Below are 18685 nucleotides of genomic sequence, written 5' to 3' on the forward strand. Positions count from 1 at the left end.
AAGATAAAATTTATATATTTGTTTTTTACAATAAAAACTTTAAAACATATTTTTTAAAAAATCTTTCATATTAAATAATCCTTTTTCTTTTGAAATAATCCAAATAGCTGATTCAATAGCGCCTTTAGCAAAAGATTTTCTATTAAAAGCTGTATGGGTAATTTTAATTTCTTCTTCAGAATTTGTAAAAATTACTGAGTGTTTTCCAATAATGCCTCCTGATCGTATACTAGAAAATCCGATTTTTTTTGATTCTCTAATTTTTGTTAGTCCTTTTTTATAATATAGCGAATTTGTATTTAAATTCCATTTCATCACTTTTGATATATTTTCTCCAATAGTTAATGCAGTTCCTGAGGGAATATCAATTTTATTACGATGATGGAAATCTATAATATCAATATCAGAATTATTTCCTAAAATTCGAGTTGTTTGTTCTACTAATTGACAAAGTAAATTTATTCCTATACTAAAATTTGACGATATTAAGAGAGCAATATTTTTTGAATAGGATTTGATTTTTTTTATTTCTAAATCTGAAAATCCAGTTGTACCAATAATTATTTTTTTTCTAAATATATTGCAATATTTTAAATATTCTAGTGTTGCAATGGGATGTGTAAAATCGATTAAAACATCAAAATCATTTTTTTCAACATCTAGATGATCTTTAATAAGTACTTCTGTCTTTCCTATTCCGACTATTTTCCCAATATCATGATTAATTAATGGATGATTTTTTTTTACTACTACTGTACTTAAGCAAGTTTTTTTGTTCTTTTGTATTTCCTTAACTAACATTTGTCCCATTCGTCCTAAAGCTCCAGTAATCGCAATACGAGTTATTTTTTTATTCATAGTTTTTTAAATGTAATGGAAGTGTTAAATATCTAGGGATATTAAAAATTATTTTTTCTTCAGGGCCTAAAATTTCTTTTGGTTTTTTAGCACCTATTTTTTGTAAATACTCAATTACTTGTTTTACTAAAAATTCTGGTGCAGATGCGCCTGCTGTAATGCCAATATGTTTTATGTTTTTTATCCATTTTTCTTTAATATCTAAAAATGATTCAATTTGTTTAGTAAATACGCCAGTTTCTTTGCCTATTTCAGTTAACCGATTAGAATTAGAAGAATTTTTAGAACCTATTACAAGTATCATATCAGTTATCTTTGATAGTTTAATAACTGCATTTTGTCGATTAGTTGTTGCATAACATATATCTTCTTTTTTTGGCCCAGAAATATGTGGAAATTTTTTTTTCAAAGCTTTAATAATAGATTGAGTATAGTTAATAGATAATGTTGTTTGTGTAAAAAAATTTAATTTTGTGTTATTTTTTTCAATTGATAATTTATTTATATCTTCTATTGATTCAATAAGATGTATTTGACTACTATTTTTTTTATTGTATTGCCCTATTGTTCCGATAACTTCGGGATGTCCTTTATGACCAATAAAGATAGTTTCTATATTTTTTTCGCTTGCTTTTGAAACTTCTTTATGCACCTTTGTTACTAATGGACAAGTCGCATTTAAAATAATTAATTTTTTTTTTATAGCTTTTTCTTTTGTTTTTTTTGAAACACCATGTGCAGAAAAGACTACTATTGAATTATCTGGAATATCCGAAATTTTCTCAACAAAAATTACTCCTTTTTTACGTAATTTTTTTATAACATATTGATTATGTACTAACTCATGTTTAATATAGATAGTTTTTTTATAAATTTTTAAAGCGTTTTCAACTATTAAAATAGCTCTTTTGACACCTGCGCAAAAACCTCTTGGATTCGCTAATAAAACATCCATTTGGAAGAATCTCCAGAAAATATTTTCATTAAAAAGAACATATATTTTATTAAAAATAATAGATTTATTTATTCACTTTATATTTATTTTTTATATATATAACTATTCCAATAAAAATACTACAATCGGATACATTAAATGTTGCAAAATGCCAGTTATTAATATGCATATCAATAAAGTCTATAACAAACCCATAATAAATACGATCTGTTAAATTTCCTATAGCTCCTGCGATAATAAAACATAAAGCTAATTTTTTATGTTTTTTTTTTGATTTCAAAATTTCTTTAAATATTAATAATATAATAATTATGCTTAATGTTGATAAAAAAAATCTATTCCATAATGTTTTACTTGAAAAAGCGCTAAAAGCTACACCATAATTATGTACATGAAAGAAATTGAGCACAGATAAAATTTTTTTTATTTCATATAAATCTAAATGATTAAAAATCCAATATTTAGAAAAAATATCTATTATTAAGATAACTATTATGATTGAAATATATTTTTTATATATTTTTTTCATATAAAAATTCGTTTTTCACCATCGCCTCGAGTGTTAGAAATGCAACGCATACAAATTTCATTATTATTATGAATAATAGGAATATTATAATGCCAACATCTTTGACATTTTTTTTCATTGCTTTTTTTTAACAAAATTTTAAATTTAGGTAATAAAAAACTTTTTTTTGCATTTATTGGTGCTGTTTCATAACTTTTTACTAAAACATGAGATGTTAAAAATATAAATTTTAATTCATTTCCTAAAATATTTAATTTTTCTTTTACTTCAGGTGTTACATATAATGTCATAGAGATTTCTAATGAATTATTTATGTTTTTATTTTTTATTTCTTCTTCTATAAATTTATTTATTTCATTTTTAATGATTATTAATTCATTCCAAAATTGATGATTACACGTAGTGTTAATATTTAATGCAAATAATTCATTAGACCATTCTTCTGTAAATACATAGTCTGAATTTTTTCCAGGTAAATAATTCCATATTTCATTAGCAGTGAATGATAATATCGGAGATATCCATCTAACTAGTGCATGTATTATATAATATATTGCTGTTTGACAACTTCTTCTTTCTAAACTGTTTTTTTGTAAAGTATATTGTCTATCTTTGATAATATCAAGGTAAAAAGAGCTCATTTCAACAGAACAAAAATGCATTAACTTTTTTATTACTTCATGAAAATTGTATTTATTATAAAGTCTAATTATTTCTTCTTGTACTATTTTTGTATGAGATACAGCCCACTGATCTAAACGAATCATTTTTTCTTTAGGAACAATATTTTCGTTTGGGTGAAAATCGTTTATATTAGCCAGCATAAAACGAGCTGTATTTCTTATTCTTCGATAAATGTCTGATGTTCGTTTTAAAATTTCATTAGAAATAGAAATATCATTAGAATAATTTGAAGAAGCTACCCAAAGTCTTAAAACATCCGCTCCTAATGTATTGATTATATCGTTAGGACTTATAGTATTTCCTATAGATTTAGACATTTTTTGTCCTTTTCCATCAACTACAAATCCATGTGTTAATACTTCAGAATAAGGCGCTTTTTTATTAATTAACATTGATATCATCAATGATGACATAAACCAACCTCTATGTTGATCTGAGCCTTCTAAAAACATATCTGCATAATTTTTTTTGTTTTTTTTGTTTTTATATTGTATTGAAGTGTGAGTATTTCCTGATTCAAACCAAACATCTAATATATCAAAAACTTGTTCATATAGATTATATTCTTCACCTAATATTTCTTTTAAATTAATATTCCACCATGCTTTGATTCCTTCTAATTCTACTTTTTTAATAATATTTTTCATTATTAAAGAGTTTTTAGGGTGTATTTCACCTGTTTTTTTGTGTATAAAAATACACATTGGAACACCCCATTTTCTTTGTCTTGAGATACACCAATCAGGTCTTTTTTGTATCATTTCCTTTATTCTATATTCTCCCCATTTAGGGATCCATAAAACTTTTTGAACTTCTTTAATAGTATTAAAACGAAAATTATTTTTATTAACATCAATAAACCATTGCGGAGTAGCTCGAAATATAATAGGGGTTTTATGCCTCCAACAATGTGGGTAACTATGATCTAAAGATTCATGACGTAATAAACAATGATGATCAATTAATAATTTTATAATTATTTCGTTAGCTTTATAAATGTTAATTCCGTCTAATTTTGGATGTATATTTTTTTTAAAATCACCTTTATAATTGATTAAATTTATTGGGTTTATATCATATTTTTGACACACAGTATAATCTTCTTGCCCGTGATCCGGGGAAGTATGAACTGCCCCTGTACCTGTTTCAATATTAACATGTTCGCCTAATATTACAGGTAATAAAATATTTTTTAAAAACGGATGTAAAAATTTTATTCCCTCTAATTTTTTTCCATCAATTGAAATTAAATATTTCCAATTTTTTATTTTTAAACTATTAAGTGTGTTTTTTGAAAGTTCTTTAGCTAGAATTAAATTATATTTTTCAGTTTCAATTAAATCATATTTAAAGTCTGGATGTACTGCGATCGCTTGACTTGATGGAAGTGTCCACGGAGTAGTCGTCCAGATAGGTAAATATGTTTCTTTATTATTTAACATGTAAGTATTGAATATTTTTTTTAAATTTTTATCATTACTTTTAATTGCAACAAAAATTGCATCTGATTTTTTATCAAAATATTCAATTTCTGCATCAGATAAAGAAGATTCGCATTTTAAACACCAATGTATAGGTTTAAAATCTCTATACAAGTGTTTTTTTTCAATAATTTTAGAAAGTGTTTTTATTATATTTGCTTCATTTTTATAATTCATTGTAAGATGAGCATTTTCCCAATCTCCAATTACTCCTAATCTAATAAAGTCTTTTTTTTGTTTTTTTACTTGATTTTCTGCATACTTTCTACATTTTTCTTGAAATTTTGAAGTATTTATTGTTTTTTTGTACACTCCTAATTTTTCTTCAACTTTTTGTTCAATAGGTAACCCATGACAGTCCCATGAAGGTATATATGGAGCATCAAAACCAGATAAATTTTTAGATTTAATTATTATGTCTTTTAAAATTTTATTAACTGCATGTCCAATATGAATGTTTCCATTTGCATACGGAGGTCCATCATGTAGAAAAAAAATTTTTTTGTTTTCTTTATTTTTTCTAATTATTTGATAAAGATTATTTTCATACCAATTTTTTAAGATTTGAGGTTCTTTTTGAGTTAAATTAGCTCGCATAGAAAATTTTGTTTTAGGTAAGTTTAAAGTTTTTTTATAATCATGCATAATTTTATCTTTTATTTTTAATTTCATAATCAGAAATATTAAAATATTTTTTAACAATTTTAATATCTTCGGAAATCTGTTCTTTTAATTGTTGTGCCGATGAAAAAAAACATTCGTTTCTTATTTTTTTGTATAGTAAAACTTCTATTTTTTTATTATATAAATTAATATTTACATCAAATATATGAACTTCAAGAATTTTGTTTTTTGGTATAGAAATATAACTAGGTTTCACTCCTATATTGCATATGCCTAAATATTTTTTTTTATAATGTATTTTCACTGCATATACACCATTAGTGATTGGAATATTATTATGTAATTTTATATTAGCAGTTGGATAACCTAGTGTTCTTCCTATTTGATTACCATAAATAACACGACCAAAAATACTAAATGGTCTACCAAGTAATATTTGAGCTAATTTAATGTTATTTTCTAATAAATATTTTCTAATATTAGTACTGCTAATTTTAATATTATTTTTATATAATGATTTAACTGAAATAACATTAAATTTATATTTTTCACTATTCTTTTTTAAAAGTTCAATATCTCCGTTTCTTTTAGAACCAAATCTAAAATCTTGTCCAACTACAATAAATTTTATGTTTAATTTGTTAATTAAGATTTGTATAATAAATTTTTCTGCACTAAGATTTGAAAAAAATTTGTTAAATTGAATACATAAAACTATATCAATTTTATATAATTGAATGTATTTTATTTTTTCACGAAATTTTGTAATTCTTTTAGGAGGGTTTTGAGTATTAAAAAATTCTAATGGTTGCGGTTCAAATAAAATTATTATTGTTAGTAAATTATTTTCTTTACCTATTTTATAGACTGTAGAAAGTAATTTTTTATGGCCTAAATGCACTCCATCAAAGTTTCCAATACTGATAACTGAATTAGAATTTATTTTTTTTAAGTTATGAATACCTCGTATAATTCTCATGACTGAATTAACCTAATTAAATTAATTAATATATCATAAAATTTATTATAGAATTTATATTTTATAATAATTGTTAAATAATTTTTAATAATTTATTATATTGTTAATAATTTTTATTATTTCTTGTATCATATTTAATTATTAATATAATTTTAATATTTAGGAGTTAAAATTGGCGAATATAAAATCATCTAAAAAAGATTCTATAGCATCAGAACAGCGTCGTAAAAACAATATGAGCCAACGTTCAAAAATTCGCACTTTTATAAAAAAAGTTCGATTAGCTATTTTTTCTGGAGATAAAAAAAAAGCAGAAAATGCTTTTAAAACTATGCAATCTGTTATTGACAAATATTCAACTAAGGGTTTAATACATAAAAACAAAGCATCACGACATAAATCTATTTTATCATTACAAATTAAAAAATTAAATTAAAATTAGATTTATTATAATAGTATTGCCTCTAATTTTTTTAAGAAGCAATACTTTATAAGATTCTATTTGGTCAAATCATCAAAAAATCTTTTTACTCCATCGAAAAATCTTTTTGAACGAGGTGTATTTTTTTCCCCTCTAAATTCATTAAAACTTTTTTCTAATTCATTTAAAAGGTATTTTTGTTGTTCATTAAGATTAACTGGTGTTTCTACTACTACTCGGCATAATAAGTCACCTTGATTTCTATTTTGTACAGATTTTACACCTCTTCCTCGAATACGAAATAGTTTTCCTGATTGTGTTTCAGGTGGTATTTTTAATTTAACTCGACCATCTAGTGTAGGAACTTCAATTTCTCCTCCTAACGCAGCCATGGTAAAATTTATTGGAACTTCGCAATAAAGATTATTTTCTTCGCGTTGAAAGATAGGATGTGTATTTACTTTTATTTGAACATAAAGATCTCCTGATGGCGCACCATTTGTTCCAGCTTCTCCTTCGTTATTTAGTCGAATGCGATCATTGGTGTCAACACCAGGCGGAATTTTTACTGATAATATTTTACTAGTTTTAATTCTTCCTTGACCGTGACAAGCACGGCATGGGTCTTTAATCACAGTTCCTTTTTCATTACATGTAGGACAAGATTGTTGAACTGTAAAAAATCCTTTTCTTATATGTATTTGACCTCTACCTTGACAAGTAGAACAATTACGAGGTTTAGTACCCTTTTTAGCTCCAGTTCCATAACAAATTTGACATTTTTGAAATGTTGGGATTCGTATTTCTTTTATTGTTCCTTTCACTGCTTCTTCTAAAGAAATTTCCATGTTATAACATAAATCAGCACCTTTTTTTACTCTTTGGCTTCTATTACCTCCAAAAATATCACCAAAAACATCTCCAAAAATATCACTAAAATCTGCAGAGCTAGTAAAAGTACTGTAAGTAGTATTTTGATTATGACCATTTTCAAAAGCTGCATGCCCATATTGATCATATGCATTTCGTTTGTCTTCATTTATTAAAACTTCATAAGCTTCTTTTATTTCTTTAAATGTATTTTCAGCATTTTTGTCACCTTGATTTCTATCAGGATGATATTTCATTGCTAGTCTTTTATAAGCTTTTTTAATCTCGCGTTCTTCAGCTGATTTTGAAACTCCTAAAATTTGATAGTAATCTTTTTTTATCATTATTACTCTTCCTACTTTTAAAATAATTACACGGGCGTAGATTTTTTCTACGCCCGTGCTATTTTTTTAGATTATTATAACTATTTTTTAATTGAATAATTATTTTTTAGGATCCTTTATTTCTTCAAATTCTGCATCTACAACATTTTCATCTGTTTTTGATGTAGAGGATTTATTTTCATTTTTTGAATTATTTTCTGTTGTTTTATGATGAACTTCTGTTAGTTTAGATGAAATTTTTAAAAGATTTTGTATATTTTTTTCAATTTCAGACTTATTCTCTCCTTTTAATGATTGTTCTAAATCATTTAAAGCTGATTTTATTTGTTCTTGATCTTGAATTTCAATTTTTTCTTTATTTTCATCTAGTTGTTTCTTTGTACTATGAATTAATTGATCACCTTGATTACGTATTTGAATTAATTCTTCAAATTTACGATCTGCTTCAGAATTTGCTTCGGCATCATTTATCATTTTTTTAATTTCTGATTCATTTAGTCCAGACGAAGCTTTAATTGTAATTTTTTGTTCTTTTCCAGTTTTCTTATCTTTTGCTGAAACATGTAAAATTCCATCGGAATCAATATCAAATGTTACTTCAATTTGAGCTGTTCCTCTAGGTGCAGGTTCGATTCCATCTAAATTAAATTGCCCTAAAGACTTGTTATCTATTGATCTTTTTCTTTCACCTTGTAATATATGTATTGTTACTGCTGACTGGTTATCTTCTGCTGTTGAAAAAACTTGACTATGTTTAGTAGGAATTGTAGTATTTTTACTAATAAGTGTGGTCATGATACCACCCATCGTTTCAATTCCTAACGATAATGGAGTTACATCAAGTAATAAAACATCTTTAACATCACCTGAAAGTACGCCTCCTTGAACTGCAGCTCCAACTGCAACTGCTTCATCTGGATTTACATCCTTTCTAGGTTCTTTTCCAAAGAAATCTGCTACTTTAGACTGAACCATAGGCATTCTTGTTTGACCACCTACTAATATTACATCATTAATATCTGAAATTGATAATCCTGCATCTTTTAGTGCTACTTTCAGTGGTTCAATTGATCGTAATACCAAATCTTCAACTAAAGACTCTAATTTTGAACGAGTAACTTTAATATTTAAATGTTTTGGACCATTCGAATCTGCTGTAATATATGGTAAATTTACATCTGTTTGTTGTGCTGATGATAGTTCAATTTTAGCTTTTTCAGCTGATTCTTTTAGTCTTTGCATCGCTAATGAATCATTGCGTAAGTCAATACCTTGTTCTTTTTTAAATTCATTTACTAAATAATTAATTAATCTGCTATCAAAATCTTCTCCTCCAAGATGAGTATCACCATTTGTAGCAAGCACTTCAAATGTTTTTTCTTTGTCTACATCATCTATTTCAATGATTGATATATCAAAAGTTCCCCCTCCTAAATCGTAAACAGCTATAGTTCGATTACCTTCTCCTTTATCTAAACCATATGCAAGTGCTGCAGCTGTTGGTTCGTTAATAATTCTTTTTACTTCTAAACCTGCTATTCTACCTGCATCTTTAGTTGCTTGTCTTTGGGCATCGTTAAAATAAGCAGGAACTGTAATAACAGCTTCTTTTATTGATTCTCCTAAATAATCTTCTGCAGTTTTTTTCATTTTTTTTAAAACTTCTGCAGAAATTTGAGGAGGAGCCATTTTTTTTCTTTTTACATCAATCCAAGCATCTCCATTTTCAGAATTGATTATATTATATGGCATAATTTTTATATCACGTTGAACTTCTTCATCTTTAAATTTTCTACCGATTAAACGTTTTATAGCAAATAAAGTATTTTTTGGATTTGTAATAGCTTGACGTTTAGCAGGTTGGCCTACTAAAACTTCACCTTCTTGAGTATATGCAATGATTGAAGGTGTAGTGCGATCTCCTTCTGCATTCTCTAAAACACGAGGTTTATTGCCATCCATAATGGCAACACAAGAGTTGGTTGTTCCTAAATCGATACCAATAATTTTACCCATTTTATTTCTCCTATATTTGAAAAATTGGGTTTTTTCAACCCTTATGCAGCCATTTTTTTGGCTTTTATTAGCGACATAGGATTGTATTTTTGTAATTATCTATCAGTGTTGTGATTATTAGATGGGGTCGTTTTTTTAGTCATCAAGGTCTAAGTCTAAAAAAAATGAATTTTTAAATTTGTTTTTAAATAGAATATAACTTTAGATATGAAACATAATTTATTATTTTATATTTTTGATGTATATTAAATTTTTTATTCATTTAAAAAAATAAAATTATAAAATATTTTTAATATTTATTTGTTTATTTGTTTAAAATAGTTTTGAGGCTCCCTTATGTCGGTATTAAATACATTTGATGTTAGTGAATGCTTATCTTTTTTATGTTTTATTACCTTTTCTTTAATTTTTTGTTTTTTTATGTTATTTACAAGTTCAGTTTTAGGAGGTAAATCATCATCAAGATATAAACATACACCGTTTGAGTCAGGTATTGCTCCAGTTGGAGATACTTGTTTGCATTTTTCTGTTAAATTTTATTTAGTAGCAATGTTTTTTGTTATATTTGATGTAGAAGCTCTTTATCTATATATATGGTCTGTTAGTATAATAGAAACTGGTTGGACAGGGTTTCTTGAAGCTTTTATCTTTATCTTATTTTTATTATTATCATTATTTTATTTAATTCGTATTCAAGCATTGAAATGGGTAAATAAATAAAATATTTAAATTCATTATTTTTAGGATATAATTTAATGAAATATAAAATGAATTACACTTTAACTCGAGCAGAAACAAAAAATTCTAATAAAAAATATCCAAAAGAAGTCACCAAGCTTGTTGTAGATCCTGTAGAAAGTTATTTAAAAAAAAATATTTTCATAGGAAAACTGCACCAACTTCTTCATAAATTAGTTAACTGGGGGCGAAAAAATTCTCTTTGGCCTTATAATTTTGGATTGTCTTGTTGTTACGTAGAAATGGTTACTGCATTTACTTCTGTGCATGATGTAGCTCGTTTTGGTTCTGAAGTTTTAAGAGCTTCTCCAAGGCAAGCTGATGTAATGGTGATTGCAGGTACACCATTCATTAAAATGGCTCCTATTATTCAAAGATTATATGATCAAATGCTGGAACCTAAATGGGTTATTTCTATGGGTGCATGTGCTAATTCTGGTGGAATGTATGATATTTACTCTGTTGTTCAAGGGGTAGATAAATTTTTGCCAGTAGATGTTTATATTCCTGGTTGTCCACCTAGACCAGAAGCGTATATACATGCGTTACAATTACTTCAAAATTCAATTCATGAAGAAAGAAGACCATTATCTTGGATAGTTGGAGAACAAGGAATATATCGAAAAAAAATATTATCAGAAAAAGAAAAAAAAAGAAATAAAAGAATCTCTATTATTAATCTTCCAACAACAGAAAAAATTTAATCTTTTTGAGTATGAAAATAATATTTTATTTAAAAATGATAATCATTTGAAAAATATTCAAGCTTTTAAAATCAATCATAACGAGAAATCCATGATAGATGAAATTATAAGTAAAAGTAATGTTTTAAGTGAAAATATAGATAAAAATAATTTAAATGATTTAGTTTTTAAAAAATTGTTTAACAAATTTGGCAAAGATTTTTGTACTATTCAAAAAACTAAAATAGATTTCCCAGTAATTTGGTTAAATAAAAATATTTTATTACAAGTTATTAAATTTTTATTTAATTCATCTTATTCTTACAATATGCTTTTTGATTTACATGGTGTTGACGAGCGTTTTCGATTGCATCGAGAAAATCTTCCTCTAGCTGATTTTTCAGTTTTTTATCATTTAATATCTATTAAATATAATATTGATTTTATGATAAAAGTCCCTTTATTAGAAGATGATTTAATTGTGTCTACATGTACTAATTTCTTTCCCAATGCAAATTGGTATGAACGAGAAACATGGGAAATGTTTGGTATTGTTTTTAAAAATCATTCGAATTTAAATCGTATTATTATGCCAAATACATGGGAAGGACATCCATTAAGAAAAGATTTTCCAGCTAGAGCTACTGAGTTTAAAGCTTTTTTCTTAAATGAAGAAAAAGAAGACTTAGAAATGGAAAGTTTAAAATTTAAACCTGAATTATGGGGAATGCAAAGAAAAAATGATAATGTAGATTTTATGTTTCTAAATTTAGGTCCAAATCATCCTTCTGCTCATGGTGCTTTTAGAATTGTTTTACAATTAGATGGTGAGAACATTATTGATTGTGTTCCTGATATAGGGTATCACCATCGAGGAGCAGAAAAAATGGCAGAACGTCAATCATGGCATAGTTATATCCCATATACAGATCGAATTGAATACTTAGGTGGTTGCGTTAATGAAATGCCTTATGTATTAGCAGTAGAAAAATTAGCTAATATCTCTGTTCCAGAAAAAGTAGAGGTTATTCGAGTAATGTTATCAGAATTATTTCGAATTAATAGTCATTTATTATATATTTCAACTTTTATTCAAGATGTAGGATGTATGACGCCTGTTTTTTTTGCTTTTACAGATCGTCAAAAAATTTACGATTTAATTGAGGCGATCACTGGAGCAAGAATGCATCCTGCTTGGTTTCGTATTGGAGGTGTAGCTCATGATCTTCCAAAAGGATGGAATATTTTGTTAAAAAATTTTCTTGAATGGATGCCAAAAAGATTAAAATATTATACAAATGTAGCTTTAAAAAATACTATTTTAATTAACCGATCTAAAGGTATTGCTAAATACTCTCAACAAGAAGCTTTAAAGTGGGGTGTCACAGGTGCTGGTTTGCGTGCTACTGGTTTAGATTTTGATGTAAGAAAATGGAGACCTTATTCTGGATATCAAAACTATACTTTTGAAGTTCCTGTTGGCAATGGGATCAGTGATTGTTATTCTAGAGTAATGATAAAAGTAGAAGAAATTTATCAAAGTCTTTTAATTTTAAAGCAATGCTTAAATAATATGCCAGAAGGTCCTTTTAAAGCGGATCATCCATTAACTACGCCGCCTCTTAAAGAAAATGTTTTAAAAGATATTGATAGTATGATTACTCATTTTTTACAAGTATCCTGGGGTCTTGTTATTCCAGCGAATGAAAGCTTTCAAATGATTGAAGCAACTAAAGGAATTAATAGTTATTATTTAATTAGCGATGGTGGAACCATGAGTTATAGAACAAGAATACGAACACCTAGTTTTCCACACTTACAACAAATACCTTCAGTAATTCGTGGAAGTTTAATATCAGATTTAATTGTATACTTAGGAAGTATAGATTTTGTTATGTCAGACGTGGATAGATAATCATGAATAAAAAAAAAGAAAATTAAGAGAAATTTGTACAAAATTTACATTAAGTTCCTTCGAAATTAATGAAATAGAAAATCAAAAAAAATATTATGAAAATTATAGAGCAATCGTAATAGAAGCCTTGAAAATTGTTCAAAAGCAACGTGGATGGGTTTCTGATCAAGCTATTATTGAGATTTCTAAAATACTTAATATTAGTTTAAGTGATATAGAAGGTATAGCGACTTTTTATAGTCAAATTTATCGTCAACCTGTAGGACGAAATATAATTCGTTATTGTGATAGTGTGGTTTGTTATTTAACAGGTTATCAAAAAATTAAAAAGGCATTGGAAAAACATTTATCCATTAAAACAGGTCAAACTACTTTAGATAAAAGATTTACGTTACTACCTATTTGTTGTTTAGGAAATTGTGATAAAAGCCCAACTATAATGATCAATGAAGATCTTCATTCTAAATTAACTCCAGAATCTATACCACATTTACTGGAATCATATAAATGAATAACAAAATTATTCGTATGGAAGAAACTCATCCATTAACATGGAGGATGCGCAATGATAAAAAAACTGTTTGGATGGAAGAATATTCTAGCAAAAATGGTTACGCTGCTTTTAAAAAAGCAATACACCAAATAACTTCAAAAGATGTTATTAATTTAGTCAAGGAATCAGGTTTAAAAGGAAGAGGAGGAGCAGGTTTTTCTACAGGTTTAAAGTGGAGTTTAATGCCAGATAATATTGATGGTGAAGAACATCGTTATTTATTATGTAACGCAGATGAGATGGAACCAGGTACTTATAAAGATCGGTTATTAATAGAGCAACTTCCTCATCAATTAATTGAAGGAATATTATTATCAGCTTTTGCAATAAAAGCGACTCGTGGTTATATTTTTTTACGAGGAGAATATATTAAAGGAGAACATATTTTAAAACAAGCTATACAAGAGGCAATAAATTTTGGTTATATTGGACAGAATATTTTAAATAGCGGATTTAACTTTGATTTATTTTTACACACTGGAGCTGGTCGTTATATTTGCGGCGAAGAAACAGCATTGATTAATTCATTAGAAGGTCGAAGAGCAAACCCTAGATTCAAACCTCCTTTTCCTGCAACTTTTGGGTTATGGGGAAAACCTACTTGCGTTAATAATGTTGAGACTTTGTCTAATGTTCCATCTATTATATTACATGGTTCTAATTGGTATAAAAAATTGTCTAAAAGTTCTGATGCTGGTACAAAATTAATGGGTTTTTCAGGAAAAGTAAACAATCCTGGTGTTTGGGAATTGCCATTTGGTATAACTGCACGTGAAATCTTAGAAGATTACGCGCTTGGAATGAAATCAGGTTTATCTTTAAAAGCATGGCAACCAGGAGGCGCAGGTACTGATTTTCTTACTCATAAACACTTAGATTTATCTATGGATTTTACTACTATTTCAAAAGCAGGTAGTCGTTTAGGAACTGCACTTGCTATGGCTGTTGATAATAAAGTTAATATGGTATCACTTGTATATAATATAGAAAAATTTTTTGCTCGTGAATCATGTGGTTTATGTACACCTTGTAGAGACGGGTTACCTTGGATTGTAAAGATATTACATAGTTTAAAATATAAAGAAGGTCGAAACGATGATATAAAAATTTTAGAACAATTATGTGTTTTACTAGGACCTGGAAAAACGTTTTGTGCTCATGCACCTGGAGCAATTGAACCATTACAAAGTGCTATCAAATATTTTCGTTCAGAATTTGAAAATGGAATTAATATAAAATATCAAATTTAAACAAAAATATTACTAGGATTAAATCTAATAAATTTAATTTAAGAGTTTAATTTTAAATATAAATTTATTCCTAAAAAAATTTTGGAATTTTATGCTATGTCTAAAATTTATATAAATAATAAAAAATATTATGTAAATACATCTGATAACTTACTGCAGATATGTCTTTCAATTGGATTAGATATTCCTTATTTTTGTTGGCATCCTAAGTTAGGTAGTATAGGAGCTTGTAGGCAATGTGCTGTAACACAGTATAATAGTTTTTCAGATTCGCAAGGACGACTTATTATGTCTTGTATGACACCTATAACAGATGGAGCTATTATATCAACTAATGATAATGCCTCAGAAACATTTAGAAGAAGTATAGTAGAGTTGTTGTTAACAAATCATCCGCATGACTGTCCTGTATGTGAAGAAGGTGGTAATTGTCATTTACAAGATATGACAGTTATGAATAAACATCATATTCGTAGTTATAGATTTTTAAAAAGAACACATGAAAATCAATATTTAGGTTCTTTTATTAAACATGAAATGAATCGTTGTATTACATGTTATCGTTGTGTTCGATATTATAAAGATTATGCAGATGGTAATGATTTAAATGTTTACGGTTCTAATAATAATATTTATTTTGGTCGAATAGAAGATGGAGCTTTAGAAAATGAGCATTCAGGTAACTTAATTGAAATATGTCCCACCGGTGTTTTTACTGATAAAACACATTCTGAAAAATATAATAGAAAATGGGATATGCAATATGCACCTAGTATATGTCAAAGTTGTAGTGTAGGTTGTAATATTAGTGTAGGAGAACGGAATGGTGAAATACGTCGTATAGAAAATAGGTACCATCAAAATATTAATCATTATTTTATTTGCGATCTAGGACGTTTTGGATATACACATAATTGTTTAAAAAAACGTCCTAAAAATCCTACTTATATGTTTAATGGTAATTTAAAAATATTAAGTTTAAATGAAGCAGTAAAAGAAGGAGCAAATTTTTTTCAACGTTATAAAAATATAATTGGTGTTGGTTCTACACGTACTAGTATAGAAAATAATTTTGCATTACAAGAGTTAGTAGGGTCAAATAATTTTTCTCATGGAATGTCTGTTAAGGAAGAATCTTGTTTAAAATTAATTTTAAATATTTTTAAAAATAATGATTTGTATATTCCATCTTTAAAAGAAATTGAAGATTATGACGTTATTTTAGTTTTAGGAGAAGATTTAACTCAAACATCACCTCGTGTTTCATTAGCAGTACGTCAAGCTGTGAAAAATAAAGCTAAAGATATAGCTGAATTAAATAAAATACCTCGATGGAATGCTACAGTTGTATCTAATATTTCAGAAAATTATAAAAATACTTTATATATTACTCATACACATGAAACTAAATTAGATGATATATCTGATTGGTCTTATTTCGCATCAACTGATGATCAAGCAAAGTTCGGTGCTGCAATTGCGCATAATTTAGATGCTACGTTGCCAGCAGTTGAAAACTTAAGTCCCTTTTTACTTGAAAAAGCTGCTATTATCTCAAAAAAATTGCTTCAAGCAAAAAAAGCTTTAATTATTTCTGGTATGAATTCATTTAGCACATCAATTATCAAGACATCTATCAATATTGCTATATCTATTAAAAAGAAAAAGATTAATCATGTTGCTTTGACTTTTTTAACATCCTCCTCAAATACATTAGGACTGGGATTAATAGGTGGAATATCTATAGATGAAGTATTTCAACGATTAATTAAAAAACAAGCAGATGCTATCATATTTATGGAATACGATTTATATCGTTATCTTGCTAAATGTGATTGTGATATTCTTTTGAAAAACAAAAATAATATTTTGTCAATAGACCACCAATATACCGAAACTTATAAAAATTCTACACTTGCTTTTCCTTGTGTTAACTTTTCAGAAAGTTCTGGTACAGTAATTAATTTTGAAGGTAGAGCACAACGTTTTTTTCAAGTTTATGATCCACTTTTTATAGATAATAAAAATTGTCTTTATGAAAGTTGGAAATGGTTACATTTAATTAAATGTAAATTTTTAAACAAAGAAATATCTTGGTTTAATTTAGACGATGTGATTTATGCATATAGTAATAAGTATCCTATTTTTAAAAAGATAAAAAAATTTTTACCAAATGCTAATTTTCGAATTAATAATCTAAAAATAGCTCGTTCTCCTAATCGTTATAGCGGTCGAACTGCTGTACGATCTCATGTAAATATTCATGAAAATTCTCAACCTAAAGATATTAATACTATGTTTTCTTTTTCTATGGAAGGTTTTAATCAGCCGAATAAAAATTTTTCATATATTCCATTTGCTTGGTTTCCTGGATGGAATTCACCACAAGCATGGAACAAATTTCAAATTGAAGTGGGTAAAGAATTAATAGCTGGAGATTCAGGTGTTCATTTATTTAAAGATAATAAAAAAATTAAAGATATTTATCTAAATTTTAAAAGTAATATCAAAAAAAAATATTGGTATATAATTCCGTATTACCATATTTTTGGAAATGAGGAATTAACACAATATTCATCTATTATTCAAGATAATATAGTTATACCATATGTTTTAATAAATAGGTTAGAGGCATTGGAAATGGGCTTAAAAAAAGATTCTATAATAGAGTTTGATTGTTTAAATAAAAATTTTCGTTTTAATATAAAATTATCTAAGAATTTGAATAGAAAACAAATTGGGCTTCCTATAGGAAGAAAAGGTTTTCCTATTGCTCTAGTTGGAAAAGAAATCAAATATATAAGAGAATTCGTTAAATGAAATATTTTGGAATAGATATATTGGAAATGTTTTTAGGATTTTTTAAAGTAATATTAGTTGTTATTTTAGTTGTATTTTTTTCAGCAATGTTAAGTATTTTTGAGCGTCGACTATTGGCATTTTTTCAAAATAGACATGGTCCCAATCGAGTTGGTTATTTTGGTAGTTTACAATTATGTGCAGACATGATTAAAATTTTATTTAAGGAAGATTGGATTCCAAAATTTAGTAAAAAATTTATTTTCGTTTTATCTCCGATTATATCTTTTATTTCTTTGTTATTTGTAATTCCAATAATTCCATTTATTCCAAATCATCCAATAATTAAATTAAATATAGGAATTTTATTTTTTTTAATGATGGCTGGTTTATCTGTTTATGCGATATTATTTGCCGGCTGGTCTAGTAACAATAAATATGCTCTGTTAGGAGCGATTAGAGCTTCTGCTCAGACTTTAAGTTATGAAGTCTTTTTAGGTTTATCATTAATGGGAGTAGTTGCTAAAGCAGGATCATTCTCAATAATTGATATTATAAATAATCAAAAAGAAATTTGGAATGTTATACCTCAATTTTTTGGTTTTTTATCTTTTTTTATAGCTGGATTAGCTGTTTGTCATAGACATCCTTTTGATCAACCCGAGTCTGAGCAAGAATTAGCTGATGGTTATCATATTGAATATTCTGGTATGAAATTTGGATTATTTTTTATTGGAGAATATATTTCAATTGTTACAATTTCATCATTAATAACAGTGATTTTTTTTGGTGGTTATTTTGGTTTTGGAGAACCTAGTTTTTTTTGGTTTTTCTTAAAAATGATGTTTTTTATTGTTTTATTTATTTTAATTCGAGCATCTTTACCAAGACCTAGATATGATCAGATATTATCTTTTGGATGGAAAATATGTTTACCTATGACTTTGTTAAATTTACTGATAACAGCTTTTTTTATATTAATCTAA

General features: G+C 26.7%; 15 protein-coding genes. 8 read left to right on the forward strand and 7 right to left on the reverse strand.

Going from position 1 to position 18685, the window contains the following annotated elements:
* Nucleotides 1-39: 39 nt before the first annotated feature.
* The 5 genes from dapB to ribF all read right to left on the reverse strand — a co-directional run bounded on the left by dapB (nucleotide 40) and on the right by ribF (nucleotide 6110).
* Nucleotides 40-858: a 4-hydroxy-tetrahydrodipicolinate reductase gene (gene dapB, locus D9V60_RS00740; protein WP_158360459.1), complete on the reverse strand. Its 819-nt coding sequence runs from the start codon at nucleotides 856-858 to the stop codon at nucleotides 40-42.
* Nucleotides 851-1813 carry a 4-hydroxy-3-methylbut-2-enyl diphosphate reductase gene (gene ispH, locus D9V60_RS00745; RefSeq protein ID WP_158360460.1) on the reverse strand — a complete coding sequence of 321 codons (963 nt, stop codon included), beginning with the start codon at nucleotides 1811-1813 and terminating at the stop codon, nucleotides 851-853. Before ispH ends, dapB begins: the two co-directional genes overlap by 8 nt.
* A 64-nt stretch (nucleotides 1814-1877) precedes the next feature.
* Nucleotides 1878-2342 carry a signal peptidase II gene (lspA, locus tag D9V60_RS00750; protein WP_158360461.1) on the reverse strand — a complete coding sequence of 155 codons (465 nt, stop codon included), beginning with the start codon at nucleotides 2340-2342 and terminating at the stop codon, nucleotides 1878-1880.
* Nucleotides 2339-5152, reverse strand: a complete 2814-nt coding sequence (gene ileS / locus D9V60_RS00755; RefSeq protein WP_158360462.1) for an isoleucine--tRNA ligase — start codon at nucleotides 5150-5152, stop codon at nucleotides 2339-2341. The genes lspA and ileS overlap by 4 nt, the downstream gene beginning before the upstream one ends.
* A gap of 4 nt (nucleotides 5153-5156) precedes the next feature.
* On the reverse strand, nucleotides 5157-6110 hold the full coding sequence (gene ribF, locus D9V60_RS00760) for a bifunctional riboflavin kinase/FAD synthetase (protein ID WP_158360463.1): 954 nt from the start codon (nucleotides 6108-6110) through the stop codon (nucleotides 5157-5159).
* Nucleotides 6111-6282: 172 nt separating this feature from the next.
* On the opposite strand from ribF, the gene rpsT reads away from it, so the two are divergent.
* Nucleotides 6283-6546, forward strand: coding sequence for a 30S ribosomal protein S20 (rpsT, locus tag D9V60_RS00765; protein WP_158360464.1), 264 nt, complete (start codon nucleotides 6283-6285; stop codon nucleotides 6544-6546).
* Between the two features lie 62 nt (nucleotides 6547-6608).
* On the opposite strand, the gene dnaJ is transcribed toward rpsT, so the two are convergent.
* Both dnaJ and dnaK read right to left on the reverse strand, forming a co-directional pair.
* A complete protein-coding gene (gene dnaJ, locus D9V60_RS00770; protein ID WP_158360465.1) occupies nucleotides 6609-7745 on the reverse strand; it encodes a molecular chaperone DnaJ in 1137 nt (378 codons plus the stop codon).
* Between the two features lie 99 nt (nucleotides 7746-7844).
* On the reverse strand, nucleotides 7845-9761 hold the full coding sequence (gene dnaK / locus D9V60_RS00775; protein WP_158360466.1) for a molecular chaperone DnaK: 1917 nt from the start codon (nucleotides 9759-9761) through the stop codon (nucleotides 7845-7847).
* Between the two features lie 336 nt (nucleotides 9762-10097).
* Between dnaK and ndhC the strand changes: the two genes are divergently transcribed.
* The 7 genes from ndhC to nuoH all read left to right on the forward strand — a co-directional run bounded on the left by ndhC (nucleotide 10098) and on the right by nuoH (nucleotide 18685).
* Nucleotides 10098-10481 (forward strand): NADH-quinone oxidoreductase subunit A, encoded by a 384-nt coding sequence (gene ndhC, locus D9V60_RS00780; protein ID WP_158360467.1) that lies wholly within the window; start codon nucleotides 10098-10100, stop codon nucleotides 10479-10481.
* Nucleotides 10482-10528: 47 nt separating this feature from the next.
* Entirely contained in the window at nucleotides 10529-11203 is a 675-nt protein-coding gene (locus D9V60_RS00785) for a NuoB/complex I 20 kDa subunit family protein (RefSeq protein ID WP_158360868.1), read from the forward strand.
* 91 nt (nucleotides 11204-11294) lie between these two features.
* Nucleotides 11295-13097 (forward strand): NADH-quinone oxidoreductase subunit C/D, encoded by a 1803-nt coding sequence (gene nuoC / locus D9V60_RS00790; protein ID WP_158360869.1) that lies wholly within the window; start codon nucleotides 11295-11297, stop codon nucleotides 13095-13097.
* A 31-nt stretch (nucleotides 13098-13128) separates the two neighbouring features.
* Nucleotides 13129-13608, forward strand: a complete 480-nt coding sequence (gene nuoE, locus D9V60_RS00795; RefSeq protein ID WP_158360468.1) for an NADH-quinone oxidoreductase subunit NuoE — start codon at nucleotides 13129-13131, stop codon at nucleotides 13606-13608.
* Entirely contained in the window at nucleotides 13605-14900 is a 1296-nt protein-coding gene (gene nuoF / locus D9V60_RS00800) for an NADH-quinone oxidoreductase subunit NuoF (protein WP_158360469.1), read from the forward strand. Before nuoE ends, nuoF begins: the two co-directional genes overlap by 4 nt.
* Before the next feature lie 96 nt (nucleotides 14901-14996).
* A complete protein-coding gene (gene nuoG / locus D9V60_RS00805) occupies nucleotides 14997-17720 on the forward strand; it encodes an NADH-quinone oxidoreductase subunit NuoG (RefSeq protein WP_158360470.1) in 2724 nt (907 codons plus the stop codon).
* Nucleotides 17717-18685 carry an NADH-quinone oxidoreductase subunit NuoH gene (gene nuoH, locus D9V60_RS00810; protein ID WP_158360471.1) on the forward strand — a complete coding sequence of 323 codons (969 nt, stop codon included), beginning with the start codon at nucleotides 17717-17719 and terminating at the stop codon, nucleotides 18683-18685. The genes nuoG and nuoH overlap by 4 nt, the downstream gene beginning before the upstream one ends.

The sequence above is a fragment of the Buchnera aphidicola (Aphis craccivora) genome (assembly GCF_005082145.1).
Taxonomy (GTDB): domain Bacteria; phylum Pseudomonadota; class Gammaproteobacteria; order Enterobacterales; family Enterobacteriaceae; genus Buchnera; species Buchnera aphidicola_U.